This window comes from Hydrogenovibrio marinus (assembly GCF_013340845.1).
Classification (GTDB): Bacteria; Pseudomonadota; Gammaproteobacteria; order Thiomicrospirales; family Thiomicrospiraceae; genus Hydrogenovibrio; species Hydrogenovibrio marinus.
On the sequence record NZ_AP020335.1, the window covers coordinates 1,962,329 to 1,988,946 of the forward strand.

Annotated in this window: 32 protein-coding genes and 1 tRNA gene; 18 read left to right on the forward strand and 15 right to left on the reverse strand. The window is 42.6% G+C overall.

Going from position 1 to position 26,618, the window contains the following annotated elements; all coding sequences use genetic code 11:
• Nucleotides 1-170: 170 nt before the first annotated feature.
• Nucleotides 171-1,163 (reverse strand): phosphate ABC transporter substrate-binding protein PstS, encoded by a 993-nt coding sequence (gene pstS / locus HVMH_RS09345; RefSeq protein WP_029912919.1) that lies wholly within the window; start codon nt 1,161-1,163, stop codon nt 171-173.
• Nucleotides 1,164-1,382: 219 nt separating this feature from the next.
• Nucleotides 1,383-2,387, reverse strand: a complete 1,005-nt coding sequence (locus HVMH_RS09350) for an MBL fold metallo-hydrolase (RefSeq protein WP_029912917.1) — start codon at nt 2,385-2,387, stop codon at nt 1,383-1,385.
• Nucleotides 2,388-2,591: 204 nt separating this feature from the next.
• Here HVMH_RS09350 and HVMH_RS09355 point away from each other — a divergent pair, with 204 nt between their 5' ends.
• Nucleotides 2,592-3,023: a SufE family protein gene (locus tag HVMH_RS09355; protein ID WP_029912914.1), complete on the forward strand. Its 432-nt coding sequence runs from the start codon at nt 2,592-2,594 to the stop codon at nt 3,021-3,023.
• A gap of 72 nt (nt 3,024-3,095) precedes the next feature.
• Here HVMH_RS09355 and htpX read toward each other — a convergent pair whose 3' ends face one another.
• From htpX to gatC, 4 genes are all read right to left on the reverse strand, one after another.
• Entirely contained in the window at nt 3,096-3,992 is an 897-nt protein-coding gene (gene htpX / locus HVMH_RS09360; RefSeq protein ID WP_029912911.1) for a protease HtpX, read from the reverse strand.
• 215 nt (nt 3,993-4,207) lie between these two features.
• Nucleotides 4,208-5,635: an Asp-tRNA(Asn)/Glu-tRNA(Gln) amidotransferase subunit GatB gene (gatB, locus tag HVMH_RS09365; protein ID WP_029912908.1), complete on the reverse strand. Its 1,428-nt coding sequence runs from the start codon at nt 5,633-5,635 to the stop codon at nt 4,208-4,210.
• 9 nt (nt 5,636-5,644) lie between these two features.
• A complete protein-coding gene (gatA, locus tag HVMH_RS09370) occupies nt 5,645-7,099 on the reverse strand; it encodes an Asp-tRNA(Asn)/Glu-tRNA(Gln) amidotransferase subunit GatA (protein ID WP_029912905.1) in 1,455 nt (484 codons plus the stop codon).
• Nucleotides 7,100-7,102: 3 nt separating this feature from the next.
• The gene (gene gatC, locus HVMH_RS09375; protein ID WP_029912902.1) at nt 7,103-7,390 is read right to left on the reverse strand and encodes an Asp-tRNA(Asn)/Glu-tRNA(Gln) amidotransferase subunit GatC; all 288 of its coding nucleotides are present in this window, start codon (nt 7,388-7,390) and stop codon (nt 7,103-7,105) included.
• 292 nt (nt 7,391-7,682) lie between these two features.
• On the opposite strand from gatC, the gene HVMH_RS09380 reads away from it, so the two are divergent.
• From HVMH_RS09380 to HVMH_RS09445, 14 genes are all read left to right on the forward strand, one after another.
• Nucleotides 7,683-8,729, forward strand: coding sequence for a rod shape-determining protein (locus tag HVMH_RS09380; RefSeq protein WP_029912899.1), 1,047 nt, complete (start codon nt 7,683-7,685; stop codon nt 8,727-8,729).
• Nucleotides 8,730-8,823: 94 nt separating this feature from the next.
• Nucleotides 8,824-9,702, forward strand: a complete 879-nt coding sequence (mreC, locus tag HVMH_RS09385; protein ID WP_269473372.1) for a rod shape-determining protein MreC — start codon at nt 8,824-8,826, stop codon at nt 9,700-9,702.
• A complete protein-coding gene (gene mreD / locus HVMH_RS09390) occupies nt 9,695-10,198 on the forward strand; it encodes a rod shape-determining protein MreD (RefSeq protein WP_029912892.1) in 504 nt (167 codons plus the stop codon). The genes mreC and mreD overlap by 8 nt, the downstream gene beginning before the upstream one ends.
• Nucleotides 10,199-10,204: 6 nt before the next feature.
• Nucleotides 10,205-12,028, forward strand: a complete 1,824-nt coding sequence (mrdA, locus tag HVMH_RS09395; RefSeq protein ID WP_029912890.1) for a penicillin-binding protein 2 — start codon at nt 10,205-10,207, stop codon at nt 12,026-12,028.
• Complete coding sequence (gene rodA / locus HVMH_RS09400; protein ID WP_029912889.1) at nt 12,028-13,158, forward strand: rod shape-determining protein RodA; 1,131 nt, start codon at nt 12,028-12,030, stop codon at nt 13,156-13,158. The genes mrdA and rodA overlap by 1 nt, the downstream gene beginning before the upstream one ends.
• A gap of 142 nt (nt 13,159-13,300) precedes the next feature.
• Entirely contained in the window at nt 13,301-14,503 is a 1,203-nt protein-coding gene (locus HVMH_RS09405; RefSeq protein WP_029912887.1) for a D-alanyl-D-alanine carboxypeptidase family protein, read from the forward strand.
• A 1-nt stretch (nt 14,504) separates the two neighbouring features.
• On the forward strand, nt 14,505-15,374 hold the full coding sequence (locus tag HVMH_RS09410) for a D-amino acid aminotransferase (protein ID WP_029912885.1): 870 nt from the start codon (nt 14,505-14,507) through the stop codon (nt 15,372-15,374).
• A gap of 24 nt (nt 15,375-15,398) precedes the next feature.
• Nucleotides 15,399-15,683, forward strand: coding sequence for a YbeD family protein (locus HVMH_RS09415; RefSeq protein WP_029912882.1), 285 nt, complete (start codon nt 15,399-15,401; stop codon nt 15,681-15,683).
• A gap of 12 nt (nt 15,684-15,695) precedes the next feature.
• On the forward strand, nt 15,696-16,316 hold the full coding sequence (gene lipB, locus HVMH_RS09420) for a lipoyl(octanoyl) transferase LipB (RefSeq protein ID WP_051623143.1): 621 nt from the start codon (nt 15,696-15,698) through the stop codon (nt 16,314-16,316).
• A gap of 69 nt (nt 16,317-16,385) precedes the next feature.
• Entirely contained in the window at nt 16,386-17,414 is a 1,029-nt protein-coding gene (gene lipA / locus HVMH_RS09425; RefSeq protein ID WP_029912877.1) for a lipoyl synthase, read from the forward strand.
• A complete protein-coding gene (gene hslO, locus HVMH_RS09430; RefSeq protein ID WP_029912874.1) occupies nt 17,414-18,274 on the forward strand; it encodes an Hsp33 family molecular chaperone HslO in 861 nt (286 codons plus the stop codon). Before lipA ends, hslO begins: the two co-directional genes overlap by 1 nt.
• A gap of 113 nt (nt 18,275-18,387) precedes the next feature.
• Nucleotides 18,388-18,927, forward strand: coding sequence for a DUF2062 domain-containing protein (locus tag HVMH_RS09435; protein WP_029912871.1), 540 nt, complete (start codon nt 18,388-18,390; stop codon nt 18,925-18,927).
• Between the two features lie 92 nt (nt 18,928-19,019).
• Nucleotides 19,020-20,015 (forward strand): AraC family transcriptional regulator, encoded by a 996-nt coding sequence (locus tag HVMH_RS09440; protein WP_051623142.1) that lies wholly within the window; start codon nt 19,020-19,022, stop codon nt 20,013-20,015.
• A 68-nt stretch (nt 20,016-20,083) separates the two neighbouring features.
• Nucleotides 20,084-20,160 (forward strand) — tRNA-Pro (locus HVMH_RS09445).
• Between the two features lie 140 nt (nt 20,161-20,300).
• Here the strand turns inward: HVMH_RS09445 and HVMH_RS09450 are convergent.
• From HVMH_RS09450 to HVMH_RS09485, 8 genes are all read right to left on the reverse strand, one after another.
• Nucleotides 20,301-20,522, reverse strand: a complete 222-nt coding sequence (locus tag HVMH_RS09450; RefSeq protein ID WP_029912865.1) for a helix-turn-helix domain-containing protein — start codon at nt 20,520-20,522, stop codon at nt 20,301-20,303.
• A 20-nt stretch (nt 20,523-20,542) separates the two neighbouring features.
• On the reverse strand, nt 20,543-20,713 hold the full coding sequence (locus tag HVMH_RS09455; protein WP_155837703.1) for a hypothetical protein: 171 nt from the start codon (nt 20,711-20,713) through the stop codon (nt 20,543-20,545).
• 115 nt (nt 20,714-20,828) lie between these two features.
• Nucleotides 20,829-21,230, reverse strand: coding sequence for a type II toxin-antitoxin system tRNA(fMet)-specific endonuclease VapC (gene vapC, locus HVMH_RS09460; protein ID WP_029912863.1), 402 nt, complete (start codon nt 21,228-21,230; stop codon nt 20,829-20,831).
• Complete coding sequence (gene vapB, locus HVMH_RS09465; RefSeq protein WP_029912860.1) at nt 21,223-21,465, reverse strand: type II toxin-antitoxin system VapB family antitoxin; 243 nt, start codon at nt 21,463-21,465, stop codon at nt 21,223-21,225. Before vapB ends, vapC begins: the two co-directional genes overlap by 8 nt.
• 233 nt (nt 21,466-21,698) lie before the next feature.
• A complete protein-coding gene (locus HVMH_RS09470; protein ID WP_029912856.1) occupies nt 21,699-21,989 on the reverse strand; it encodes a HigA family addiction module antitoxin in 291 nt (96 codons plus the stop codon).
• Nucleotides 21,990-21,997: 8 nt separating this feature from the next.
• Entirely contained in the window at nt 21,998-22,279 is a 282-nt protein-coding gene (locus HVMH_RS09475) for a type II toxin-antitoxin system RelE/ParE family toxin (RefSeq protein ID WP_029912854.1), read from the reverse strand.
• Nucleotides 22,280-22,454: 175 nt separating this feature from the next.
• The gene (locus HVMH_RS09480) at nt 22,455-22,850 is read right to left on the reverse strand and encodes a hypothetical protein (protein WP_029912851.1); all 396 of its coding nucleotides are present in this window, start codon (nt 22,848-22,850) and stop codon (nt 22,455-22,457) included.
• Nucleotides 22,851-22,908: 58 nt separating this feature from the next.
• Nucleotides 22,909-24,570: a hypothetical protein gene (locus HVMH_RS09485; RefSeq protein ID WP_155837702.1), complete on the reverse strand. Its 1,662-nt coding sequence runs from the start codon at nt 24,568-24,570 to the stop codon at nt 22,909-22,911.
• A 186-nt stretch (nt 24,571-24,756) separates the two neighbouring features.
• Between HVMH_RS09485 and HVMH_RS09490 the strand changes: the two genes are divergently transcribed.
• The 3 genes from HVMH_RS09490 (at nt 24,757) to HVMH_RS09500 (ending at nt 25,886) form a co-directional block, all read left to right on the forward strand.
• Nucleotides 24,757-25,194 carry a hypothetical protein gene (locus tag HVMH_RS09490; RefSeq protein WP_029912845.1) on the forward strand — a complete coding sequence of 146 codons (438 nt, stop codon included), beginning with the start codon at nt 24,757-24,759 and terminating at the stop codon, nt 25,192-25,194.
• A 117-nt stretch (nt 25,195-25,311) separates the two neighbouring features.
• Nucleotides 25,312-25,572, forward strand: a complete 261-nt coding sequence (locus HVMH_RS09495; RefSeq protein ID WP_029912842.1) for an AbrB/MazE/SpoVT family DNA-binding domain-containing protein — start codon at nt 25,312-25,314, stop codon at nt 25,570-25,572.
• The gene (locus HVMH_RS09500; RefSeq protein WP_029912839.1) at nt 25,572-25,886 is read left to right on the forward strand and encodes a type II toxin-antitoxin system PemK/MazF family toxin; all 315 of its coding nucleotides are present in this window, start codon (nt 25,572-25,574) and stop codon (nt 25,884-25,886) included. Before HVMH_RS09495 ends, HVMH_RS09500 begins: the two co-directional genes overlap by 1 nt.
• Nucleotides 25,887-25,961: 75 nt before the next feature.
• On the opposite strand, the gene HVMH_RS09505 is transcribed toward HVMH_RS09500, so the two are convergent.
• Nucleotides 25,962-26,579, reverse strand: a complete 618-nt coding sequence (locus HVMH_RS09505) for a hypothetical protein (protein WP_029912836.1) — start codon at nt 26,577-26,579, stop codon at nt 25,962-25,964.
• Nucleotides 26,580-26,618 lie beyond the last annotated feature (39 nt).

A 26,618-nucleotide genomic window follows, 5' to 3' on the forward strand; every position in this document is an offset into this window, starting at 1 on the left:
TTCTAGAGGATAAAACCATCATGTCAACATCCAAGAGCGGCATAACATCCATAATGCCTGCAAGGTAAATCTGTTTAGAACCCTTGTAAAAGAAGATATTGGCCGCTTTTACAAAGACTCTAAAAACATAGTGCCCACTTAGGGGCACCATATTTTAGAGAACTAAGATATTACTTGATACCTTTAGAAGCCCAGTAACCGTAGATCTTTTCTTTTACGCTTTTTGGCAGTGGAACGTAACCTAGATCTGCAGCAGCTTTATCACCATGCTCATAAGAATATCTGAAGAAGTCAGTTACTTCTTTGTTTTTCTTAGAGTCGTTTGGTAGCAAAATGAAAGTTGCAGCTACCATTGGGTATGCATTTTCAGGATATGCAATGATAGAGTAGAAATCTTTCTTAGGATCTAGACTAGCATGACCAGCAGCAGCGATAAAGTTATCAACTGTAGGTGCGTAGAACTTACCACCTTGACCTTGAACAGTCGCCATTTCTAGACCGTTTTTCTTAGCATCAGCATAATCTACATAACCAATTGAGTAAGGGTTAGTTTTGATTGCAGTTGAAACACCGAAGTTACCTTTACCAGCAATACGGTTTTCCATAGGCCAGTTGATTGCTTTTTTCGCACCAAACTCTTTGTTCCAAGTTTTGTTCATCTTCGCCAAGTAATAAGAGAAGTTGAAAGTTGTACCAGACTTGTCAGAACGGTGAACGAAAAGGATTTTTTTGTGTGGTAGGCTAGCACTTGGGTTGTCATGCTTTAGAGAAGCGTCATCCCAGTACTTGATGTGACCCATAACGATACCTGAAATAGACTTTTCAGAAAGTTTTAGGCTGCTAACACCAGGAATGTTGTAAGAGAAAGTGATTGCGCCAACAACTGTTGGATACATGTAAAGACCGCTTTTGTGAAGTTGAGATGGCTTCAAAGGCGCATCAGAACCACCGAAATCAACGTGGCGAGCAGTGATTTCTTTAATACCAGTACCAGAACCAGTTGGTGAATAGTTTACTTTATTGCCTGTAGCATTATAGTATTCTGAAATCCACGCTTTATATACTGGATATGGGAAAGAAGCTCCTGTGCCTTCAATAGTAGAAGCAAAAGCTGTTGTTGTCATACTTGCAGCTAATGCCGCAGTCGCTAATAGTTTTTTCACGATATTCTCCTAAAAGGAATTGGCTTTAATTGTTGGTCCCCTTAATTGGCGACTAACTCAACGGAGGGAATATTAGCAAACCCCCTTTAGCCTTTTTACTACACTTTTATGACATTTTTTTTGCCCAAAAATGACTAGAAGAATTTATTTTTTCGCGCCAAAGCGGAGACAGGCTGATCCAGCCTGCCCCACCACAATGGACGCCAAAAAAATCATCCCTTAGAACATCGATTGCTCATACTCTTTAATGGCAACCACAATAAATTTTCCCAAGGTACTTTGATAGCCTGACCACTGGCTAGCCACATTTTTCATAAATGGCTCTACCATGATTTTAGGCTTCATTTCAAAATCTGACAAACCTTCATCATAGTATTTAGCGGTGTTTTTATAGATGGTTTCCATAAATTCTTTACCATCCAAAATCAACTGCTTGCCTTCATGCTTACCATGACCCGGAATATACTGATTCACAGGTAGGCTTAAAACACTGTCCAAGCCGGCGATTGTTCCTTTATAAGAACCATCTTCCATATTGGCGATACGACGCATAACCATATCCCCCATATAAATCGTCTTATCTTCAACCACTTCAACCGCCACGTCAGACTCGGTGTGCATACGTCCAAAGTGGTGGACCTTCAAAGTCACGCCTCCCATTCCAAACACTTCACCCCCCTTCAGGGTTTGATTCGGAATCGTTACTACTGTCCCGGTAATTTTGTTGTCGGTGTTTCTTTGCATAAAATCAAACCAGAACTTCCCACCATCTGTTTTCAATACTTTTTGCACCGCTTCATGAGAGTAAAGCTTAACATCTTGATTGGCTGCGACAAACGCGTGATTCCCCAGCCAGTGATCTCCGTGATAATGGGTGTTAATCACCATTACAACAGGCTTGTCAGTCACTTTTTTGATTTGTCGTAAAATCATTTCACCGATCTGAACAGAACTACCAGTATCAATCACCACAACCCCTTTTGGCGTTACCACGAAACCTGGGTTACTAAACATCCCATAGTTTTCTGGCGAAGGTGATGACCCCAGTGCTGGAATGTAATAACAGTGATCAGACACTTTCACTGCATCAACATCAGGCACTTTAGGGCCTTTAAATTCCATACTAGCATGAACATAAAGAGGTGTCATTGCGGACAAACCGACCAATGAAGCACTTCCCCATAACGTCTTTTTCAGAAGATTACGACGTGACATTTGTTCCATGTTTTTCTCCTTAAAAACTTTCATTTCTTTTTTGTTGTTTTTATTTTTAATATCAGATGAAACGATAAAACATTTTCCATCTATTTTTAAATCAATCTTATTTATTTTGCGCAAATCAAAAACCAACCAGCAAAACCAGTACGACACATCCATTTCTACTTTTTGATAGAATAGCCATTTTGAAAAACTACACTCCATTTCCTTATGAACTATCAACCCGCAGAAAAAAGCATTGCTGACATACAAGCCGATTTGGTCAAGCGCTTCACCCACTTCGACAACTGGAAGGATCGCTACAAATACCTCATCGACATGGGCAAAACCCTTCAAGGTATGCCAGACGAGTTTAAAACTGAAGAAAACCGAATTCACGGCTGTCAGTCCCAAGTATGGATTTACATTGAGGAACATGATGGGCATCTCTATATGCAAGCCACATCAGATGCTGCAATCGTTGCCGGGCTAATTGCCTTACTGCTCAAAGTCTACCAAGGCAGAACCCCTCAAGAAATCAGCGAAGCGCCTCTTGGCTTCTTGGCTGAAATCGGCCTGATACAACACCTATCTGCCAACCGATCCACTGGGCTATATCACATGATTAAACGCATACAATCCGAAGCGCAATCAAGAATATAGACAACTTTCTAGGCCTTCTCATAAAAAAACCGGCAGATGCCGGTTTTTTTTTCGCTAACTATTTAATGAGAATTATGCGATTTTCAATTGCGCTTGTGCTGTGTTTTCCAAAACAGCAATACGCTCTTCCAAAGGTGGGTGAGACATAAATAACTGCCCCAATTTAGAAGGACCTGCTGAAATCCCAAATGCTGCCATTTGATCTGGCAACTCACCTGGATGCATGGTTTGCAATCTACGTAGAGCTGCAATCATGTTTTCCTTGCCAGCCAAGTAAGCACCACCGTTATCCGCATGGAATTCCCTAACACGTGAGAACCACATCGCAACGATACTTGCCAGAATACCGAATAGAATCTGAGCAATGAAATCAACGGCAATGAATGTAAAGCTCATACCTTCTTCTTCATTCTTAAGAATCACGCGGTCAACAATGTAAGCCACGATTTTCGCAAAGAAGATTACAAAGGTGTTCAATACACCTTGCAACAGGGCCATTGTTACCATGTCGCCGTTTGCAACGTGCGCCACCTCATGCCCAAGAACCGCTCTTACTTCGTTCTTCTGCATGTTACGCATCAAACCGGTAGATACCGCAACCATTGATGAGTTCTTTGTCATCCCAGTTGCAAAAGCGTTAGGTTCTGGTGAGTCATAGATAGCCACTTCAGGCATACCGATGTTCGCTTTTTGTGCAAACTCACAAACCGTTTCGACCAACCATTGCTCATCAGCATTACGTGGTTGTTCGATAACTTGAGCACCCACAGACATTTTTGCCAACCACTTTGACATTGCCAAAGAGATAAAAGAACCCGCAAAACCAAACACCAAAGCAAAGATGAATAGATTTTTCAGATCCAAGCCTTGGCTATTCATATAGCCTTTGACACCCAACAAATTCAGGGTGATCATTGCCACCGCAATGACGGCAAAGTTCATTAATAAAAACAGACCAATACGTTTCATCGAAACCTCCATTAGACTACAAACGTCCACTTTTTAGACATTGTGAACTTGTTATTTAAAGCGTATTTAATGGCTACTATAAGGTTTTTTTATGCTCTTTCAAGAGAAAAAGAAGAAAGAGTCAGACTTTTTTAAGAATTAAACCCTAGGGTTTAACCAAGCACGCCAACCTGGCAAAAATCTACCAGGTTGGGGTTAGCATTATGCGTGGAAAATTAGGATAGCTTGCGCTTCAATATCTCATTAACCTGACCAGGATTTGCCTGACCTTGAGACACTTTCATCACTTGCCCGACAAAATAGCCAAACATCTTATCTTGACCATTTCGATAGGCTTCAACTTGTGCAGTATTTGCTGCTAAAACCTCATCGACTAAAGCTTCGATTGCTGATGAATCGGTGATTTGCTTCAATCCTTTTGCCGTAATAATTTCATCCGCGGAGCCTTCTTGGTTCCACATCGCATCAAACACTTGCTTGGCAATTTTTCCAGAAATGGTGTTATCTTGAATACGCGCCAACAAACCAGCCAAAGCTTCAGCAGACACCGGAGATTCATTAATATCGATACCTTGCTGATTCAAGGATTTAGACAATTCTCCCATGACCCAGTTTGCACTCATTTTCGCATCTTTGGAATGCGAAACCACAGCTTCAAAGTATTCTGCCATCGCTCTTGAACCGGTCAAGAAGCTAGCATCATAATCAGACAATCCGAACTCGGACACATAACGTGCACGTTTAGCTCCTGGCAACTCCGGCATTTCGGCACGAATCGCCTCGATATCCTCATCAGTTACCACGACGGGTAATAAATCAGGACACGGGAAATAACGGTAATCGTTCGCCTCTTCTTTTGCACGCATAGAACGTGTTTCATTCTTTTCAGAGTCGTACAAACGAGTTTCCTGTACAACTTTACCGCCAGATTCAAGAATTTCGATTTGACGAGCGATCTCATATTCAATCGCCTGTTCGATAAACTTGAATGAGTTGATATTTTTCAGCTCAGCACGTGTTCCGAAAGGCGTTCCAGGCTTATGGATAGATACGTTCGAGTCAACACGGAATGAACCTTCCTGCATATTGCCATCACAAATACCAAGATACTGAACCAACTCATGCATCTTGCGAGCATAAGCCACCGCTTCCTGCGCTGAACGCATATCTGGTTCAGAAACAATTTCCAACAATGGTGTCCCAGCACGGTTCAAGTCAATGCCCGTTTGACCAGGAAACGCGTCATGAACCGACTTACCAGCATCTTCTTCCAAGTGCGCACGTGTAATACCAATTTTTTTGGTTTCACCATCCACTTCTATTTCCAAAACGCCACCTTTATCAACAATTGGGTAGCTAAACTGTGAGGTCTGATACCCTTTCGGCAAATCTGGATAAAAATAGTTCTTACGGTCGAAAACTGATCTGCGTCCAATCGTCGCACCAACCGCCAAACCAAAACGAATTGCCTTAGGCAACACCGCCTTGTTCAACACAGGCAATTGACCCGGCATCCCTAAATCCAATAAGTTTGCCTGGGTGTTTGGTTCCGCACCATAAGCAATGGAAGAACCTGAAAAAATCTTTGTATTTGTATTGAGCTGAGCATGAATCTCAAGACCGATAACCACTTCCCAAGTCATGACCACCTCCTATTGATATGCTTCCGGCATTTGCTCATGCCAGGAAGTCACTTGTTGAAATTGATGAGCAACATTTAGCAGCTTGCCTTCAGAGTGGTAAGTACCAATCAAGTGCAACCCTACCGGTAGACCTTCCGAAAATCCTGCTGGGATCGACATTGCCGGCAACCCTGCCAAATTGACTGGAATCGTATAAAGGTCGGCCAAATACATACTGATTGGATCATCTGATTTTTCACCAATGTTAAATGCTGGTGTTGGGGCAACTGGCCCAACAATCACATCACACTGTTCAAATGCTTTAATGAAATCATCGCGCACCATGCGGCGTAGTTTCTGCGCTTTCAGATAATAAGCATCATAATAACCTTCAGACAACGCATAAGCTCCAACCATAATTCGGCGTTTTACTTCCGCACCAAATCCTTCAGAACGTGAGCGCATATACAAGTCACTCAAATCTTTTGGATTTTCACAACGATGTCCATAACGTACACCATCGAAACGAGACAGGTTCGAAGATGCTTCCGCTGGCGCCAGTACATAATAAGCAGGCACCGCTAAATCCTTATTCGGCAAGCTGACTTCGACAATATCAGCACCCTGCTGACGTAAAACCTCAATAGCAGCTTTCGTGACATCTGACACAGATGCATCAAGCCCTTCACCAAAGTATTCCTTCGGCACACCAACTCTCAAACCTTTCAAAGATTCAGCCAACCGAGTCGTGTAATCCGGCTTTTCTTGTTCAAGACTCGTTGAGTCTTTGGCATCAAACCCAGACATAGCATCCAACAACCAAGCAGCATCTTCGGCGCTACGCGACATAGGGCCACCTTGGTCAAAACTAGAAGCGTAAGCGATCATCCCATAACGAGACACTGCACCGTAAGTCGGCTTAATACCCGTAATTCCACAGAATGAAGCCGGTTGTCGAATAGATCCCCCCGTATCGGTACCTGTTGCCAAAGGCGCAAGACCTGCAGCAATCACCGCCGCAGAACCGCCGGACGAACCACCTGGAACAGCATTTAACCTCCATGGATTTTTGGTTGGACCATAATAACTACTTTCAGAAGATGATCCCATCGCAAACTCATCCATATTGGTTTTACCCAAGATAGGCATTCCAACAGCCTTAAGTTTTTCCACGACCGTCGCATCATAGGGCGCGACAAAATTATGTAGCATTTTCGAGCCACAGGATGTCTTCACACCATCGATACAAAAAATATCTTTATGCGCAACAGGAATACCTGTTAACAGTGAGCCTTCACCCTTATCCAACATTTCATCGGCTTTTTTTGCCATCTCAATCGCCAACTCCGGCGTAACGGTGATATATGCATTCAAATCACCATCATATTTTTCAATACGATCCAAATAGTGCTGAGTCAAAGCAACACTGGTAATTTCTCTGGCTTGGAGCTTTTCACTCATTTGTTTAATGGAAAGTCTATGCATAACTTACTCAATCACCTGTGGCACTAAATACATTCCACCTTCTGCCGAAGGTGCAATTTTTTGATACTTATCTCTATTGTTGCTTTCGGTCACAACATCTTCACGTAAACGCTGTACTTGGTCTAATGGGTGAGACATCGGCTCAACACCATCCGTATTGACCGCTTGCATCTGCGCAAAAAGATCTAAAATATTACTCAACTTATCAGCAACCTGATCGACTTCCTGCTCAGAAACAGAAATGGCTGCTAAACGCGAGATTTTGTTAACATCATCTTTTCCGATGGACACTGATAAAACTCCTCACAACAAGCGCACAAACACTAAAGAATGTACACCAAAAATTTCACTGAAAAAAATTCCTATTAAATTACCACATTTCGGCTTTTCTAAAAAGAGACAGCTCCTTTTTTCTATAAAAAAATCAGATATAAAATGGTGACTTTTTTCAGTGAGTTTGTTATAAAATGGCTCAATCTCGTTTAGTGGGACAGCCGGACAGGATTGCCGGTCTTTTAGGGTATTCATAAATACATTTAATACCTTAATATCCCTTCGTTTCTAGCTTAAGGAATTGCAATACATGTTACGCAAAATCATCGGACTTTTTTCTAACGACTTATCTATTGATTTAGGCACAGCAAACACATTGATCTACGTTCGTGGCAAAGGCATGGTTCTAAACGAGCCTTCAGTGGTTGCAATTCGAACCAATCGCCAGAGCGGTAATTCACGTTCCATCGTTGCTGTTGGTGAAGGTGCGAAGCAAATGCTAGGGAAAGAGAACCAAAACATTGAAACGGTTCGCCCTTTGAAAGATGGTGTTATCGCCGATTTCGAAGTCACCGAAAAAATGCTTCAAGCATTTATCCGAAAAGTACATGAAGCCCGCTTCTTCCAACCAAGCCCTAGAGTATTGGTTTGTGTTCCTTGTGGATCAACTCAAGTTGAAAGACGAGCCATTCGTGAGTCTGCTGCCGGTGCTGGCGCGCGTGAAGTGTACTTAATTGAAGAACCTATGGCCGCTGCGATTGGTGCGGGTATGCCAGTGAGTGAAGCTACCGGTTCTATGGTTGTGGATATCGGTGGTGGCACTACCGAAGTTGCCACACTATCACTAAATGGGATCGTTTGGTCTGACTCAGTTAAGGTCGGTGGTGACCGCTTTGATGATGCTATCATCAAATATGTTCGCCGCAACTACGGCATGATCATCGGTGAAGCTACTGCTGAAAAAATCAAAAAAGAAATTGGTACGGCTTATCACGAGATTGACCCTGATACTTTAGAAGTTCATGGTAGTAACATTGCTGAAGCTGTTCCTCGTCGTTTTACACTAAACAGTAACGAAGTACTTGAAGCACTTCAAGAGCCATTGGCTGCTATCGTTAGTGCCGTACGTACCGCTCTAGAACACACACCACCAGAATTAGGTGCTGACATTGCAGAGCACGGTATCGTGCTAACAGGTGGTGGTGCTTTATTGAGAAACCTGAACACATTGCTTTCTGAAGAAACAGGTGTACCCGTAATTATTGCTGACGACCCATTGACCTGTGTTGCTCGTGGTGGCGGGCGGGCGCTAGAACTAATGGATGAAAAAGGTATCGACGTATTCTCTTTTGACTGATTTCCACGCTTAACAACTAACAAGGTTCGGCTCAATGTATTTGTTTAATTTAAATCTATTAGATTTAACTCAACGATAACCAAGGAGTCGAACCATTAACCTCAGCACAACCTCTCCACAAAAAGAAGGGTCTCAGTACCTCTTATTTTTTGTCCTGTGCATCGCGCTGATGGTTATGGATCACTACAGCCATTTTCTTATTAATTTCCGTGCTCTACTATTAACAACCATTGACCCTATTGAACGGGCAGCAACTATCCCTCTTAGCACATACCAGTATTTCCAGCAGGACTTCAAAACAGTAGAAGACCTTAAAAAACGCAATCAACAGCTAGCAACTGAAAACCTGCTCTTAAAGGCAAGACAACAACAACTGAATAAACTTCAGCATGAAGTGTCACGTTTGAATTTGCTGTTAGGCACTGCCAGCCAAATGTCTACTTCGGATGTGCAAATTGCCAACATCAAATACTATAACCTATCTCCTTACTCTCAGTTTTTCACGCTGGACAAAGGATCCCTCGATGGCGTTAAACTCCACCAAGCTGTAATTGATGCCAAGGGGCTCATCGGACAAATTACCTCGGTGACTCCGACAACTTCTAGAGTTCAACTTATTACCGACTCTGACATCCAGATTCCAGTTCGCATACAACGCACTGGACAACGAGGCATTTTGACAGGAATGGGACAATCCCAACTATCACTACAGTTCATCCCTAACACAAGCTCTATTAAAATCGGCGATATCATCGAAACCTCTGGCCTAGGCAATGTTTATCCTAACGGCTACCCTGTCGCCACTGTCAGCAGCATCAATACCCTGAAAGATCAACCCTATTACGAAATTATGGCCGACCCTGTTGCAGACATCAATTTGGCCGACAAAGTTCTAATTCTTTCTCCGGTTAAAAACCCAAGTATAGACGTTCATATCGACACCAAACTGAATGGAACTGCCGCAGATGAGTGATAAGGTTTTTTCTCTTAGTTTTTCCCATGTTAAGTGGCTTTTACTCTTCAGCTACTTAGCAGGACTCATTATTGATAGTGCATTAAACTTCAGTTTTGCACTGCACTATGCCCCGCCAATTACACTGCTGCTACTATTGTTCTGGAGTTCGCAAATTTTAAACCAGACGCATCTTTTTACAGCATTTGTTCTTGGGTTATTAAATGACGCTTCACTGAATACGCCCTTAGGCGCTCATGCTTTGTTATTCTTAACTGTCACATTCTTCATGCTGCGAATACGCCTTAGGTTTAGAAGTTACCCTATGTGGCAACAATCAATTATCGTGGCTTTCTACATCCTGTTCTTCCAAGTTGCCGGCTGGTTTATTTTTCACCCGACACTCTCAGGAAACACACTACTCTATTACTGGCTAGAACCCATTTTTGCCATTGCGCTTTGGCCTTTGGTTTCCAACGTCATGCAGTCACTGACTCAGAGGGCTTTATTCAAGTAAGCTCTCATGCAACCAAGACGTAACAACTATCAATCAGAAAACGAAGTCAATCAGCAAAAATTGCTGTTTAGGGGGCGACTTTACTTCGCCTTAGGCTTTGTTATTGTCTTCTTTCTTGTCCTTTTTGGAAGAATGTCCTACCTACAGTGGCTGAACTACGACCACTACCATGCCATGTCCGAAGGTAACCGTATTTCAGTTGAAGCGCTCCCACCGGTAAGAGGCAAAATCTATGATCGAAACAATGTACTACTTGCTGACAACCAGCCTGTATTCGCGCTAAAGTTTTCCAAGGACAAAATCGATAATATTGACGCGACCATTAACCTTTTGAAAAAATTGCTGCCGGACATCCCTGACAGCAAATTGGAAAAGTTCTATAACCGTTTAAAAGTTGCCAGCAAATATCGCCCAATCTACTTGCCTTACAGCTTAAGTGAAAGTGAAGCCTCCGTCTTTGCGGCTAACAGCTATCAGTTTTCAGGGGTCACCCTAACGGGCAAGCTAAAACGTATCTATCCGTTTGGTCCGGTTGCTGTGCATGCCATAGGCTATGTCGGCAAAATCAACCCTGCTGAAGTAAAGACCCTAAATGAATCTGACTATCAAGGTACCGATGTCATAGGAAAAACAGGCGTTGAACGCACTTATGAATCTGTACTGCATGGCAAACCTGGGCTACAACAAGTAGAAACCAATGCCAGAGGTAAAGTCATTCGTAAATTGGAGACAGAACCCGCCACCCCAGGAAAAGATATCCAACTGACTATCGATATCAGACTTCAAAAATTTATTGAAGAATATCTGGGCAACAAAAAAGCGGCAGTGGTTGTTATCGAGCCAAAAACAGGAGAAATCCTCGCCTATGTCAGCTCTCCTGGCTATGATCCTAACCTTTTTGTAGATGGAATCAGTAGCAAAAACTATTCTGCGCTACTCCACAACCCGTACAGACCTTTAATCAACCGTGTCATTAATGGCCAGTACCCTCCGGGCTCAACCATCAAACCCTTTGTTGCACTATCTGCGATTGAAAATGGTGTTATCTCGCCTTACACCAAAATTTCTGACCCTGGGTATTTCGACTTCAAAAACCATCGTTACCGCGACTGGAAACGTGGCGGCCACGGATTGGTTGACATGAACAAAGCCATCACCGAATCTTGCGATACCTATTTTTATGAGCTCAGCTTGAAAATGGGTATTCAAATGATTCACGACGACCTTTATCCTTTTGGTTTTGGCCACACAACAGGCATCGACCTACATGGAGAGTCCAGCGGAATCTTGCCCTCTAAAGAATGGAAGCGTGAAACCAAGAACAAACCATGGTTCAAGGGTGAAACCATCATTGCCGCCATCGGACAGGGTTACTTCCTAGCAACACCGATACAGTTAGCAAAAGCGGTCGCAATCATGGCAAACCGAGGCAAAATCATTACCCCTCATTTACTAAAAGGTAAAGACATTGAGCCTCAACCTCAAATCTCAATTGAAAAAATCTCCAACTGGGAAAAAGTTATTAAAGGCATGATGAACGTCATGAGCAGCTACCATGGTACGGCTTACCGTTATGCCAAGGATCTTCCATTTACTATAGCCGGCAAAACGGGTACCGCTCAGGTATTCAGTCTTGGTGACGAGGACTATGACGAAGAAAACATTAAAAAGACACTCCGTGACCACTCGTTATTTATTGGCTTCGCCCCAGTGAAAAAACCTAAAATTGCGATAAGTGTTATTATTGAGAACTCAAGTGTGAAGGCTGCTCCTGTGGCTGTTGACATTGCGCGCTACTACCTCACACAACTGCACAAAGATGAATCCTGATGAAGATTGAGCTGGACGTTAGAGAAAAAGTTTATCGCCGAAACAAAGGCTGGCTGGAATCGTTTCATCTTGACGCCTGGTTATTGGCTGGCATCTTACTCCTTATGCTAGCCAGTAGCATGATTGTCTACAGTGCGTCCGGCGGAGACGCAGAAGTACTGCATCGCCATTTAGCTCGTGACGGCTTTGCCTTCTTATTGATGTTGCTATTTGCCCAAATCCCTCCAAATCTGATGCGTGTCTACACGCCTTGGCTATTTTTGATCGGCATTATCATGCTGGCGAGTGTATTGCTCTTTGGAGAAATCGGCAAAGGCGCCCGTCGTTGGCTTGACCTTGGTTTCTTCCGTTTCCAACCTTCTGAACTGATGAAGCTGGTACTGCCACTCACCATTGCCTGGCTATTTGCGCACGACACCCTGCCACCACCAAACCGTAAAATGCTGGTCGGCATCATAATCGTGCTGTTCACAGCAGGCTTGATTATTGTTGAACCAGATTTAGGAACATCAATTCTTATCGCCATGAGTGGGCTCTTCGTTATCTTTTTCGCGGGACTGTCCTGGCGCTTAATATTGTCCGCCATAGGTGTAGTTGCTGCCTCTTTACCTATCGTCTGGCATTTTTATATGTATGACTATCAAAAACAGCGGGTCATGACATTCTTGAACCCGGAATCTGACCCTTTAGGCAGTGGCTACCACATTATCCAGTCGAAAATCGCCATCGGCTCAGGCGGATTGGAAGGGAAAGGCTTTATGGGCAGCACCCAAGCTCACTTAGATTTCTTGCCAGAATCGACTACCGACTTTATTTTCTCTGTACTTGCCGAAGAGTTCGGGTTGGTTGGCGTCACTTCTCTTTTAATTCTTTACACACTCATTATTGGCAGAGGACTTTATATCGCATCGCAAGCACAAGACAACTTCGCACGACTTGCAGCTTCAAGTTTGGTGATGACACTATTTGTTTACGTGTTCGTCAATATTGGCATGGTGAGCGGTCTTTTACCCGTTGTGGGACTCCCACTACCATTAATCAGTTATGGCGGAAGCTCGCTGGTAACGCTGATGATCAGTTTCGGCATACTGATGTCAATCCACACTCACAAAAAGCTACTGACTTCTTAATCCTTGTGAAGAAATTTTTCTGTAAAAACTTAAGCCTATTTCAAACCTTACTAACCTTTAAGCGTAGGTAGTTTTGTGTTAAATTATGCGTCAAATTGTCGCTATGACTTTTACATTCATACTCAACTTTAAAAGATTCCCCATGACAAAGCTTTTTAGTATTTTCCTCGCACTCTTGTTTGTTTCAACTAACAGTTTAGCGGATGCACCAGAACCAACCCTGACAACAACAGTATCGCCTCCGATGCCGTATGTCATTCCATCTCCGCCAAAACTGGATGCCAAAGCTTATCTGGTCGTCGACTTTAATAGCGGCGCAGTGCTTGCCAGCTACAACGCTGATGACCGTATAGAACCTGCGAGTTTGACAAAAATCATGTCAGGCTATGTCATTCTTAGTGAGCTGAAAAACGGTAATATGTCTCTTGATGACATGGTGACCATTTCGCCAAAGGCATGGAAAATGCCTGGTTCGAAGATGTTTATTGAAGTTGGTCAGAAAGTATCAGTCGGCAACTTGATTAAAGGAATGGTCGTTCAATCGGGGAATGATGCAACCGTTGCCTTGGCTGAACATGTTGCAGGTAGTGAAAGCGTCTTTGTAGAAATTATGAACAAATATGCCCAGATGCTGGGTATGACAGGCACGCACTTTGCAAATGCGACAGGCCTGCCTAATCCAGAACATTACAGTACCGCTACTGATTTGGCAAAAGTTGCAAAAGCACTGATCCAAAAATTTCCAGAAGACTACAAGTGGTACGACCAGAAGAAATTCACCTTCAATGGCATTACCCAATACAACCGTAATAAGCTGTTGTGGCAAGACCCTTCTGTGGATGGTTTAAAAACAGGTCATACCGAATCCGCAGGTTATTGCCTAGTGTCTTCTGCACACCGAAACGGCATGCGTATTGTCTCTGTTGTGGTCGGCACCCCTTCGGCAGCAAAACGCGTTTCTGAAAGTCAAAAGTTGATCAACTATGCATTCCGTTTCTTTGAAACACATAAACTGTATTCCGCTGATCAACGCTTGCATGACGCACGTGTTTGGGAAGGCAAGCAAAACACGGTTGGCTTGAGCTTGGCAAATGATCTATACATCACCATTCCTCGTGGCCAGTATAAAAACCTGAAAATCGAAACGTCTATTAAGTCAGACATTCGCGCGCCAATCCAAAAAGGTCAGGTGTTAGGAGATCTACACGTTTCCCTGAACGGAAAGGTAGTTGCAGAGAGACCATTGGTTGCAACCAGTGAAATTGATGAAGGTTCTTTCTTCAAAAAGCTTATCGATCAAATCAAGCTACTTTTCCAAGCCCTGTTGAATTTCATAGGCTTGTAATATGCCGGAACAGATCGCCTTCTTAAATGGCGATTTTTTGCCTCTTGAAGAGGCAAAAATTTCGACTCAAGATCGCGGCTTTCTATTTGGGGATGGCATCTATGAAGTCATCCCTGTCTTCCAAAAAAAACTGTTTCAGCTTGACGCACACCTTGATAGGCTTCGCAAAAGCCTTACCGCCATTTCCATGCAAGACCCCTACTCGGATGAGCAATGGAAAGCCCTTTTAAATGATTTAGTAAACAGACATCCATGGAACGACCAGTTTATCTACTTACAAGTCACTCGTGGCATTCAATGGGTGCGGGATCATACACCCGATAAAGACCTTACCCCTACCATTTATGCCTACTGCAACCCCTTAAAACCCGTTTCCGAAAGTATCCTGCAAAACGGCATCAAGATCGTTACCTTGGAAGACATTCGTTGGCTAAGATGCGACATAAAGGCCACCACTTTATTGCCGAATGTCATGATGAAAATCGCCGCAAAGGAACAAGGTGCGGACGACGCCATTTTGATCGGTAGAGACGGTCAAATTTCAGAAGGAACGGCCAGCAATGTTTTCATTGTCAAGGATGAGGTCTTACTCACCCCTCCTTTAAGTGATCGAATTCTTCCCGGCATTACTCGCATGATCATTGAAAAAATCGCAAATGACCATAGTATTAAAGTCATTGAACAAACACTCACATTGGCAGACCTTGAAGCGGCAGATGAGATCTGGCTAACCAGCTCAACTAAGGACGCCTTGCCCGTTTGCTTGCTGAACAATGCCCCTGTAGGCAGTGGAAAACCAGGCCCGATTTGGCTTAAAATGCAATCTTATTTCGCACAAGCCAAACACTCGCTGATGCAAGCCGAACACTGACCGACAATAAAAAAGGATAACAACATGACGGTTGATTTACATACTCCCGATAACGAGAGTCTGATTGAATTTCCATGCGACTATCAGCTTAAAGCCATGGGACGCACATCGGAAACATTTATTGACACGGTTTTTGAAATTACCAAAAAGCATGCTCCAGATGTTACCAGAGAGAACATTCACCTAAAAGATTCCAAAGCCAGTCACTTTGTGTCGGTAAATATCACTTTCCACGCTACCAGCTTGGCGCAGCTACATGCCATCTATGGTGAACTCAAACAGCACCCTGAAGTGTTGATGACACTCTAAAACTGTGTGACGATGCCTTTCATCATCAAACACCTCGGCTTGCAACCCTACGACACCACGTGGGATGCCATGCAAGCCTTCACAAACAATCGCACCCCTGATACCCAAGACGAACTTTGGGTGGTGCAACACCCACCTGTTTTCACTCAGGGTTTGAACGGCAAAGCGGAGCATTTGCTCAGCACCCACCCCACCATTCCGCTCGTACAAACAGACAGAGGCGGACAAGTGACTTACCATGCTCCGGGGCAACTCATCATCTACATTCTGATGGACTTAAAACGCGCCAGGTTGGGGGCAAAAGACTTTGTTCACCGTATTGAAAATGCTTTGATTGCGTTGCTAAAAGAGCACTACCAACTTTCGGCAGAGGCCAGAACAGATGCACCGGGTGTTTATGTTGATGGCAGAAAAATCGCCTCTCTTGGTCTCAAGATTCGACAATTCCGTTCCTATCATGGCTTGGCACTCAATGTGGATATGGACTTGGAACCTTTCCACTGGATTAATCCCTGCGGATTGGTGGGCATGGAAATGACACAGCTTTCGGAACATGCAAACGAAATCGACTACGCCGCACTGGAAAACCAAGCCCTTGATATGCTGCGCTTACACCTTAGCAACACCAACTGATTCCGCGCAATCAATATCCCGTAATCGTCATTATTGTATAATAGCCAAAATTAACACAGAACCTAGCTTATGAGCGCACCAAACTTTCAAGAAATTCCTGTCAATCAAATTACCGGATTAACCAAAACATCTGACGAAGCTTCCTCGGACCTAAAACAACGTCGAGAAGAAATGTCTAAGGGAGAATACAAAACAAAATCCCTTAAGCACAAGCCTGACCCTAGCGCACCAAAACTGAAAAAACCGACTTGGATTAAAGCCAAGCTTCCAGCCGCTCGTCATATCGGTCGTGTTAAAGAACTCAAAAACATCCTTCGTGAGCAAGGTCTCAACACCGTCTGTGAAGAAGCTTCTTGCCCAAACCTTGGAGAGTGCTTCGGCCACGGTACCGCTACTTTCATGATTATGGGTCACATCTGCACACGCAAGTGCCCTTTCTGCGATGTGACACACGGCAGACCAAAAGCATTGGACAAAAACGAGCCTCAGCACCTTGCAGAGACAATAGAAGCGATGAAGCTAAACTATATTGTTATCACCTCGGTAGACCGAGATGATTTAAGGGATGGCGGAGCCACGCACTTCCGCAACTGCATAGCCGAGATTCGTCAACGTACACCGGAAGTGAAAATTGAGACCCTCGTGCCAGATTTCCGCGGCAGACTTACCACTGCATTAGAGACTCTGAGCACGCAAGCACCAGACGTACTGAATCACAATCTGGAAACCATTCCCCGCCTCTACGAAGAAGCTCGCCCAGGTGCCGACTACCAAGCCTCATTGGATCTACTCAAACGATTCAAACAAATGAAACCGGAAACCACCACCAAATCCGGCTTAATGGTTGGGTTAGGCGAAACCATGGAAGAATTACTGGAAGTCATGCGCGATTTACGTGCGCATGATGTTGAAATGCTTACTGTCGGTCAATATTTACAACCATCTAACTTCCACCTGGCGGTTAAGAAATATTGGACACCGGATGAGTTCAAGGCTGTCGAGGAAGCCGGCTATGAAATGGGCTTTACCCATGTGGCATCCGGGCCGATGGTGCGCTCCTCGTACCATGCAGACTTACAGGCACAAGGGAAATTTTAATGAACACCATTAAACGTTTTTTGTTTAAAGACTTGGACATTCGCGGCCAACACCTGCAACTGGACGATGTTTGGCAAAAGATGATTGAAGACCGCCACTACACGCCTGCATTGATTGAAGTGTTAGGCGAGTTAACCGCCATGACAATCATGATGGCAAACGGTCTCAAGCACCCTGGAAAAGTCATTATTCAAATCCAAGGCCAAGGCCCTGTAAACCTATTAGTAGTTGAAGCCACACATGAATTACAGATTCGCGGCGTCGCCAAAACCAACAGAGCATTGACCAATGAAAGCACTTTGGATGAGTTGTTGGGCGATGGTCAAATCCTAATGACCATGGAAAACACTCTAACTGACTCCCTGTTCCAATCTTATGTCGATCGCGAAGGCAGTACCGTCACTGAAGCATTTGAAGCCTTCCTGACTCAATCTGAACAACTTCCATCAAAGCTTTGGCTAGCCGCTAACGAAAAAGGCATTGGCGGGGTTTTAATTCAGCAGATGCCGCCTTCTTCAAACAAAACCGAAGAAGAGACTGATGGTGACGGCTGGAACCGCATCAGCATGCTGACCGAAACCCTCACCACCGAAGAGTTGGTTTCGCTTGATTCAGAAACCCTACTCCACAGGCTATTCCACGAAGAAGTCATTGAGCTATTTGAACCCAACACGGTCGAGTACAACTGCCCTCAAGATCCTGAACGCATTGAAATGATGATTCGCTCTCTAGGGGAAGCTGATGCCAGACAGCTTCTGGAAGAACAAGGGGAAATCGTCGTACACAACGAAATGTGCAACTTCCACTTGCGACTCACCAAAGAAGATATTGATCGCATCTTCGATACGACGGCACATTAAACCACCACCCCAACCTGGCAGATTCTGCTAAAAATCTGCCAGGTTGGGGCTAGCATCCTTACCTTACTCTTTACTTCACAGTTAGAGTCAACCGACTGCTATATAATGAAATCATGAAACGTTACCTGCATTTAAAAGTCGTGCAAATCGGACGCAAAGTCAAACGCTCGCCTTTTCTCAACAAGTACTTCCCAAAGTTTAAAGACCCTGTCTATTGGGCAGGTGATCGCATGTCCTTTGCACGCGCAGGCTTTGTAGGTGCTTTTTGCATGATGCTACCTATACCCTTCCAAATGCTGCTGGGCTCAATCATCGCCTACTATGTTCGCGCCAACATTCCATTTGCAACCGCTTTGGCTTGGATTACCAACCCTTTAACCATGGGACCTATTTGGTATGGCGGCTACCGTTTTGGTACTTGGGTATTGAACACCCCTTCTTCCGCAGAATTGGCTGGGCATGCCCAAAACATTCCAATCGCTTCGTCACAATGGTTTAGCGAAGTCTTCCCTACCATCTGGCAACCTTTCTTCCTTGGAAACGTAATGCTGGGCGTTATTTTCGGCTCAATCTTTTATGTTTTGATTGGCTACTTTCCCTACATCAAACGCTTTTTGGTTTGGGCCTTCTCTGTTCGCCACTCCAACTCCTAACGCTAGCTACGCTAAGCAAAACGCGACACTTATCTTTTCTTTTTAGGTAAAAAACTCTAAAATGAAACAACTGCATTAACAATGAGTCCAATATGGCCCTAACCTTTTCCGCTCAAACGTCCAAGCTTTCTCTAAAACTGATTGAATCCTACGGTATTAACCCAGCAGAGATTTTAAAAAAGTTACAGATTGATCCTAAAAGGTTGAATGACCCTAACGCTCGTTTGCCATATTCGACGTTGGACGATATTTGGGCAGAGGCTGCAACACATATCCAAGACCCTGCATTTGGCTTAAAGGCCGTAGAGTGCTGGCACCCTTCACAAATGGGCGCTTTGGGCTATGCATGGCTTTCGAGCGAAAACCTTAAAAATGCTTTGGGGCGTTTTCAGCGTTACTCTCGCGTTGTCACCGAAGGTGCATATTTTGAGATCGAGGAAACACCAAAATATTTAAGCTTGATTTTGCATTATCGAAGTGTCGCAAGACAGTTGCCATATCGCACAGATGGATTCATGGCGATTATGCTTGCCATGTGCCGAGCGAACTTTGGTAAACATTTCCAACCAGCGGAAATTCACCTTAAGCATAGCGCTCCAGAAGATACCTCAGCGTTTGAAGAACTTTTCAAATGCCCGGTTTTCTTTGGCGCTAAAGACAACCGTTTCGTCATCCACATGAAAGATGCGCTGGAGATGTCCGAGGGCGCACAACCACAATTGGCAAAACTTCATGATCAGGTGATGATTGAGTACCTAGCGAAAATGGATCGCAAAAATATTGTCGAGCAAGTGAAGTCCGAGATCATCAAACAATTGCCAAATGGCAATGTCACCGATACAACGGTTGGGCAAGCGTTACATATCAACGACAGAACCCTACAGAGACGCTTGAAAGAACAGAACACCACGTTCAAGACGCTAATGAACGAAGTAAGAGAAGATTTAGCGGCTACCTACATCAAGGACAGCAACCTATCTTTGAGTGAGATTTCGTTCCTGCTTGGATTTGGTAATATCAGCTCTTTTTCCCGCGCTTACAAACGTTGGACAGGCAAACCGCCAAGCCATCTTCGCGGCAGTGATTAATTAACAGTCTGCAACAGACAAAAGCTTGATAATTTCTAGCCGAACCCTATAATACAGTCTTCAATTTTCGGGGCATGGCTCAGCCTGGTAGAGCACCGTCATGGGGTGGCGGGGGTCGTAGGTTCAAATCCTACTGTCCCGACCAATTAAATATCTTTAATTTCAATAACTTAACTATTATACAATTTTTAATAAATTTTTTGTAGGTCACAAATGGGTCACAGCTGAGCACTACTTTTATAATCAATTACAGACAATAGAATGCCTTCATATACAAGCAATGAACTAAACCGTTAATGTGTTAACATGATCAGGCAAATTTTTAATTTGTAAAACCCATGCTTCCAGCTCTTCTATCGAGTAGTAAACTCTCCTACCCAACTTTTTGAACGCAGGTGCAGGCAGACCAAATAACACACCACTTACTCTTGCAGCCCTAAGTGTAATCTCGGCACACCCCAAAAATTCAGCTGCTTCTTTTGACGTTAAAAAACCATCGAATGCCATTTCATTCTCCTTTTTTATCTTCAGAGATAAAAGGGCGAAAAATAATTTGGAACCTGAATTCGCATCACAAAAATAAGCCGTTTTTTACAGGTTGTTTTTGCTGTTTCGTCTTTCACACTTTCAGTGTGTTTTTCTTCATGCGCTTGGTTTTTTTCTTTGGTTTGTGTTGCAACGTCTAGTTCATCTGACATCTTTGTTTCTCCGTTTTTGCATTTTTTAAAGCCAAACCCACGAAAAATGGGTTTAGATAAAAACACAAGGGAGAAATTTCAGTTGAATAGGGATTTTTTAGATTTGATAGAAATTTCAGCCAATCCAGTTTTGAAACCTTAAACCTTCGACACGTTCAAATTCTTTTAGGTTATTGCTCACAAGAATAGCGCCAATACTTCTTGCGTGACCTGCTATGTGCAAATCATTGACACCAATCGTTTTGCCTTTTCTTTCTAAATCGGCGCGAATATCACCGTAATGTGATGCCGCGTTTTCGTCATAATTTATGACATCCAAACGACTGCAAAAGTCTTCAACCGCTTTCAGGTTTTTGGCAACATGCTTACTCTTTTCAACACCATGCAACAGTTCAGCAAGCGTAATAGAAGATATTGCGATATGTCCTGATGCCTCATTGAATCTTTCAAGAACCTCGATTGGTCTACGCTTGATGACATAAATACAAATATTCGTGTCCAGTAAATACTTAATCATCAAACGACTCTCTCAAAGCTTCTGTTTGTTCAGCACGTTCATTCAAAAAATCATCTGAAACCGATGTTTCTGGATTTAAAAAGAAACTGTCCCATGTATTTTTTAACGGGCTAATAATTCGTTCTTTACCCACAACACGAACAACAACTTTTTTTACTGAATCAGGAAAACGAACAGCAACGGGTAGGCGAACAGCTTGTGTTTTGTTGTTTTCAAAAACAGTTGCATTAATCAAAATAGCACCTCCAATATTAACTATATATTATAAGTATATACAAGAGAAAAGGTAAATACAATTACTACCCATTCCTTTTGGTTCGGTTGTTTTTTTTGGAAACACATTTTAAGTGTAAGGAGTGAATGGAGTTGAAAAAACGGGCATCCACATTTTGTGATTGATGCCAACCATTAAATGCGGTTTTAGACTAGGTTGTAAGTTAAGTTTTTTTGTGGCCGGAATTGATACCTCTACGCCACAATGCGTTCAATTGCCACAAACTCCGCGCCTTTGGCTAAACTAGCTTCTTCCAATTCATAAGCCGCCTGCAAATTCGTCCAGAACTGTGCAGTGGTTCCCAGCGCTAAACCCAATCGTATGGCGGTATCCGCAGTAATCGAGCGCTTGCCATGAACTATCTCATTAATGCGGCGTGGCGGTACTTTCATTACCTTTGCCAGTTTATTTTGAGAAATCTGCAAAGGCTCTAAAAATTCTTCTAATAAAATCTCACCTGGGTGGATATTGTCAATTCTGTTCATCTTTCCTCCTAGTGGTAATCCACAATCTCAACGTTTTGAACCTGTCCATCATTCCAAACAAAGCACACTCTCCACTGCTGGTTGATGCGGATGCTGTGCTGGCCGCTTCTGTCACCGCTCAATGTCTCCAGACGATTCGCCGGAGGAATAAGCAAATCCTCCAGAGTCAGAGCCGCATCAAGCATACGCAACTTCATACGAGCTTTGCGCTGAATCGCTTGCGGTAATTTTTTGGAAAACTGGCCTTTAAATACCTTTTCAGCATCTTTGTCTTTAAACGTCTGAATCATGAGTTAATTATAACGAGTATCGTTATATAACGCAATGCGTTATAATTAATCAAGTATTGGCATTAATCACAAAATGGGGACACCAAAAAACAAGAAAGGGGATGTGTTTATTTTTTGGGAAAATATCGACATATCAGAGGGATATGTCGATTAAGTGGATATATTGAAACTCTTACTACTTATCATCATTCCATGAATAAGTTCCTAATGAAACATTAGGATCAGGATCTAACGGGTTATAAGATTTACTAAAATCTTCTTGTCTTTTTAGTTCTAAATAATGAATTTCCTTTTCAGTAAGTTCCGCTTTAGCTCCTTTAAAAAAAATTCCTATTAAAAATAGGAATATGACAGAAATAGCAATCCAAGCATAAATATGCTCAAGAAAGAAATACTCCATATCAAAGCCGCCAGAAGCGAAAGCATACACGATGAAATAAACAATAAACCCAGTCATAAATCCAGCCGCATTCAAAGCAGAATGATCTTCTTCCTCATAGACATCTTCTACATCTACAAACTGGTTGTTTGACTGAGATTGCTCCCAGTCTTTTGGTTTTAAATTTTCCATGGATACCTCCAAGCAATTGATTCACTAATACAAGGTTAATCCATTATTTAACTTTTTGTTAGGTTTTTCTAGGTGAAATAGGTTCTCTTGGATTATTCTGAGGCTCCGGCTCACCTTCAGTTCTAACTGTTTGCCCCGGATATTGCCCGGCGTTACTCGCCGCCGCTACTTCAGTTGGCTTACTTGGCTCTTGAGGTCTTTGTTCTCTTGATGCTGGTGTTTCCTGCGGCGCAGGAGGTGGAGCTGTTTGTTGGTTCATCATAGCTTCATCAGCTAGTTTAGCTGCTTCTTTCTTTGAGTATCCCGCTTGCTCATAGTTTGAGATCATCATATTTCTCGATGCATCAAGGTTTTGAGCTGTTTCGATAGGTGTTTCTGCCACTTTTGGACTATCATCTTTAGGTGTGGTAGGTGCTTCTTCCCAACTATTTTTCCCAACTATTGAAGTAGCTAAAGCTTTATTTTGAGAAACACCTTCTCCATTATTTGTAGCCTCTTTTACCTTGTCTTTTAGATTGGTTTGTTTAGGAGCATGACTTTGATTTGATGCAACTTCATTCTTAGTTGGTTGTCCCTTGGTCGCCACTTCTTTTTCTTTCTGTACCATTGGATGAAGAGCATTACCAACTGCGGTTTGTACTGTACTTATATTTTTGCCAACTTGTTCAGAGGGACCTTTCTGCTGCAACTTAGCAGATTGTTTTGCATAGTCGGCAGCCAGTTTGTGTTCATTTGATTTATGTTCACCCGCAGGATCAGTGTAACCCTTCGGTTTTGTAACTGAAGTTTGCCCTTGCGACAATTTATATTGGTCAAAAAGTTTGTTTACAAGTTTTTCCGCTTTAGGCAAGTCACCTTGCTGGAAGGCTCTACTCATAGCTCTTCCTTCAGGCGTATGCATCATCGCCGTCAAGTTAAAGCCTTTATCTTTTGATATTTGCTCTAAACGCTCATAAGCTTCAGTTTCAGATTGGGCTTTTTTCAAGGTATCTTGAGAAATCTTGTCGAGTTTTCTTGACTCGTCAACACTTCCTTTAACGTCTGTAGCATCTTTTCCTGTTACTCCAGCTTTAGTTAAGAAGTTCTCGTCAGTTAGAGCTTTTTGCATGTCAGAAACAGTTTGTTTTTGAACATCTTGCGTTGTTCCTTTAGAGGTTTGTTCTTGAGTATGAGCTAAATCTTTAGCAAATTGCGCTTTCTTTTCATCAGTCCATTTAGCTGAAACAGAAGCACCTACAATCTTTTCTTCAACAGAACCCCATAAAGTTTTTGATGTATCAATCCCACCTTGCGCTAATGCGGTTGCAGTTTTAGCTATTGACTGTTTATCATTAATACCATATTTACTTAAAAGGTCTTTAGCCGCCGCATAACTATGTTCCCAGTTCTCACCGACTTCTTTGCTTGATGCTGCACCCTTTTTCCAGTCAAATGAATTAGCCATTTCAGCACTTGTCATGTGAGAAGCAACCATTCCAAACGCAGTAGCCAATTGCATTGCGGAAGCAACACTATCAGTTTTAGCTTGCTCAGTTAAATGTGCAGCCTGGTTTTTATGTGATTGTGCTACTTGACTTGCAATGCTTGCAGTAGCAGGTAATCCTGTTGTCGTTGCTTGAGAACCATCATAAGAATCCGTTCCATTAGAAGCTATTCTTACAATACCTCCCTCCATAGCACGGAGAGCTAAATGTCCGCTATCCACATTAGGCGAAGTCACATGACTGTAAGCCGCCTCGTTATCGTGCTGTGAGTTATTCCAACGACTATCCCCGAAAGTGGTCTTCTCCGCTTTTAGGCTGGCACCTTAGTTACTTATGGCCTAGATTGAGTTTGTGCTCCTTCTGGGCCTTTCTTTTTCTACACACATAAAAAACACACTTAAAGTGTGGTGCGGGATTTTGATATGCCTACCAAACAACATTACGAATCTTTTGAATCTCTAGGGCGCGATGCCTTGGATAGAATTACAGAAATTAATCTGAGACTTGAATCCTTATCTGAGCTGATCAAAAAGAGTCAACCTAAAAAACCAGGCGCAATTACTTTACATCTATATTCATGCGGAAAAGATTGTCTTGGATGCCCACATCCATCATGGTTGGTTTGGTATTCTACAAAGAAAGGTGATGATTCTGTATTTTTGTCCTATAAAACAAAAACACCTTTAAGAAAGGTAAAACGCTCTGGTGATTTTAAAGAATCTTCCGAAAAAACCAAAAGACTGATAAAAGAGGCTATTGAGTTGCTTCAAGAACGCTCTGAAATCATCAATATGGTATCAAATTTAAACAAAAAACTTTCCGCAATGGGTAAGGTGCGTAAATTAAAAATAATCGCTTGATGGCGGTTTATTTTTCCTTTTAAGCAAATCTATTTTTAAAAAAACTTCTATCTTGCTGTTCATTATACACTTCTAGTATAATTACATTGTAATTACTTTAAGAGAGGGGCGTTTCTGATGGCACACTTAATCACAATTGGAAATTCAAAAGGCGTTAGGATACCTAAAAACCTTATTGAGCAAGCGCAAATCCAAGATAAAGAATTGGAGTTTTCTGTTTTGCCGGAAGGGATTTTAATCAGTCCTGTCAAAAAAGTAAGAGAAGGTTGGGCTGAAAAGTTTTCATTATTGGCACATCAACCTACTACCAATGAAGACAAGGAATGGCTTGAATCAGATATTGGCGAATCTCAAACAGAATCAGATTGGACGTGGTAATGAAAAGGTTTGAAGTTTGGTTGATTAACCTTGATCCGACCGTCGGTCGAGAGATCAATAAAACGCGGCCATGTCTGGTTATTTCTCCCAATGAAATGGCGGCTTTATCGACTGTACTGGTCGCTCCCATGACCTCTCAAGGCTTTGAGTTCCCGTCCAGAATAAATTGTGTGTTTGCCGGTAAGAATGGATTGGTATTGTTAGATCAGATTCGTGCGGTGGATAAACGCAGATTTGTGAAAAAACTTGGGAAACTGAATGTTGATACTCAGAAGCTAGTTTCGGATAGATTGGTGGAAATGTTTACTTTTTGATTAAGTCTGAATTTCTGCAATTTAGACGTAAAAAAACCCGCGCAAGGCGGGTTTGATTTTGTTCAAGAATTTTCATCACTTTGGTTCAAAAAATTCAACAACAGCTCTTTCAGTGAAGTTTCTAATATAACTGTAATAATAACTAACCTTACCCACTGCTCGAAGATGTACATTGGTTTCATAATTATCAGCAATTATTGAAAAATTCATCTCAGGAGAGCAATCTTCAGTGCAGTTTAGCTCTGGCTTGGTGGACTGCATAGACTTGTTGACTTTGTTTTCAACCAAACCACCAACAACCCTAGCTGCCAACCCTAATCCTAAAGCGTCACCAACACCATCAGAAATACCGTTGCTGTAACTATTAGATTTTCTAAAATTATTTTTCCATAATTTCAAAGAATTTAATCTTACAGTAACCTTTCTTCCTGTCGGCGATAACGTAATTCCTTTTGAAATTAAGTCATCACGAACATCTGATTCCAACTTGCTAAGTTCAAACCCTCTAAGATTTGCTTCTTTGCTTACTTCAAAAGATAAATTAATCACTTTATCGGTGATTCGTTTATCATTGTCAAGCTTCACATAATATCCCGATACAATTTTATTATTGTTCTCCTTTGTCATCATGGTAGAACAACCAGTCAACTGCAAAGCACTAACCGCCAAAAAAACTAAAAATAGCTTCTTCATTTTTTTCCTCTCTTTAAATTTAAAGACTTGAACTGGTCT

What these genes read in the sequence shown, in the direction of transcription:
- HVMH_RS09470 (WP_029912856.1), bottom strand. Translation starts at nt 21,989, where the DNA reads ATGAACAGAATTGACAATATCCACCCAGGTGAGATTTTATTAGAAGAA.
- HVMH_RS09455 (WP_155837703.1), bottom strand. Translation starts at nt 20,713, where the DNA reads ATGTCAGATGAACTAGACGTTGCAACACAAACCAAAGAAAAAAACCAA.
- HVMH_RS09500 (WP_029912839.1), top strand. Translation starts at nt 25,572, where the DNA reads ATGAAAAGGTTTGAAGTTTGGTTGATTAACCTTGATCCGACCGTCGGT.
- HVMH_RS09495 (WP_029912842.1), top strand. Translation starts at nt 25,312, where the DNA reads ATGGCACACTTAATCACAATTGGAAATTCAAAAGGCGTTAGGATACCT.
- mreD (WP_029912892.1), top strand. Translation starts at nt 9,695, where the DNA reads ATGAGTGATAAGGTTTTTTCTCTTAGTTTTTCCCATGTTAAGTGGCTT.
- HVMH_RS09435 (WP_029912871.1), top strand. Translation starts at nt 18,388, where the DNA reads ATGAAACGTTACCTGCATTTAAAAGTCGTGCAAATCGGACGCAAAGTC.
- HVMH_RS09475 (WP_029912854.1), bottom strand. Translation starts at nt 22,279, where the DNA reads ATGATTCAGACGTTTAAAGACAAAGATGCTGAAAAGGTATTTAAAGGC.
- htpX (WP_029912911.1), bottom strand. Translation starts at nt 3,992, where the DNA reads ATGAAACGTATTGGTCTGTTTTTATTAATGAACTTTGCCGTCATTGCG.
- rodA (WP_029912889.1), top strand. Translation starts at nt 12,028, where the DNA reads ATGAAGATTGAGCTGGACGTTAGAGAAAAAGTTTATCGCCGAAACAAA.
- HVMH_RS09410 (WP_029912885.1), top strand. Translation starts at nt 14,505, where the DNA reads ATGCCGGAACAGATCGCCTTCTTAAATGGCGATTTTTTGCCTCTTGAA.
- HVMH_RS09490 (WP_029912845.1), top strand. Translation starts at nt 24,757, where the DNA reads ATGCCTACCAAACAACATTACGAATCTTTTGAATCTCTAGGGCGCGAT.
- HVMH_RS09505 (WP_029912836.1), bottom strand. Translation starts at nt 26,579, where the DNA reads ATGAAGAAGCTATTTTTAGTTTTTTTGGCGGTTAGTGCTTTGCAGTTG.
- HVMH_RS09380 (WP_029912899.1), top strand. Translation starts at nt 7,683, where the DNA reads ATGTTACGCAAAATCATCGGACTTTTTTCTAACGACTTATCTATTGAT.
- hslO (WP_029912874.1), top strand. Translation starts at nt 17,414, where the DNA reads ATGAACACCATTAAACGTTTTTTGTTTAAAGACTTGGACATTCGCGGC.
- HVMH_RS09405 (WP_029912887.1), top strand. Translation starts at nt 13,301, where the DNA reads ATGACAAAGCTTTTTAGTATTTTCCTCGCACTCTTGTTTGTTTCAACT.
- gatA (WP_029912905.1), bottom strand. Translation starts at nt 7,099, where the DNA reads ATGCATAGACTTTCCATTAAACAAATGAGTGAAAAGCTCCAAGCCAGA.
- HVMH_RS09350 (WP_029912917.1), bottom strand. Translation starts at nt 2,387, where the DNA reads ATGGAACAAATGTCACGTCGTAATCTTCTGAAAAAGACGTTATGGGGA.
- gatB (WP_029912908.1), bottom strand. Translation starts at nt 5,635, where the DNA reads ATGACTTGGGAAGTGGTTATCGGTCTTGAGATTCATGCTCAGCTCAAT.
- HVMH_RS09480 (WP_029912851.1), bottom strand. Translation starts at nt 22,850, where the DNA reads ATGGAAAATTTAAAACCAAAAGACTGGGAGCAATCTCAGTCAAACAAC.
- HVMH_RS09415 (WP_029912882.1), top strand. Translation starts at nt 15,399, where the DNA reads ATGACGGTTGATTTACATACTCCCGATAACGAGAGTCTGATTGAATTT.
- vapC (WP_029912863.1), bottom strand. Translation starts at nt 21,230, where the DNA reads ATGATTAAGTATTTACTGGACACGAATATTTGTATTTATGTCATCAAG.
- mrdA (WP_029912890.1), top strand. Translation starts at nt 10,205, where the DNA reads ATGCAACCAAGACGTAACAACTATCAATCAGAAAACGAAGTCAATCAG.
- HVMH_RS09440 (WP_051623142.1), top strand. Translation starts at nt 19,020, where the DNA reads ATGGCCCTAACCTTTTCCGCTCAAACGTCCAAGCTTTCTCTAAAACTG.
- HVMH_RS09450 (WP_029912865.1), bottom strand. Translation starts at nt 20,522, where the DNA reads ATGGCATTCGATGGTTTTTTAACGTCAAAAGAAGCAGCTGAATTTTTG.
- lipA (WP_029912877.1), top strand. Translation starts at nt 16,386, where the DNA reads ATGAGCGCACCAAACTTTCAAGAAATTCCTGTCAATCAAATTACCGGA.
- lipB (WP_051623143.1), top strand. Translation starts at nt 15,696, where the DNA reads ATGCCTTTCATCATCAAACACCTCGGCTTGCAACCCTACGACACCACG.
- HVMH_RS09355 (WP_029912914.1), top strand. Translation starts at nt 2,592, where the DNA reads ATGAACTATCAACCCGCAGAAAAAAGCATTGCTGACATACAAGCCGAT.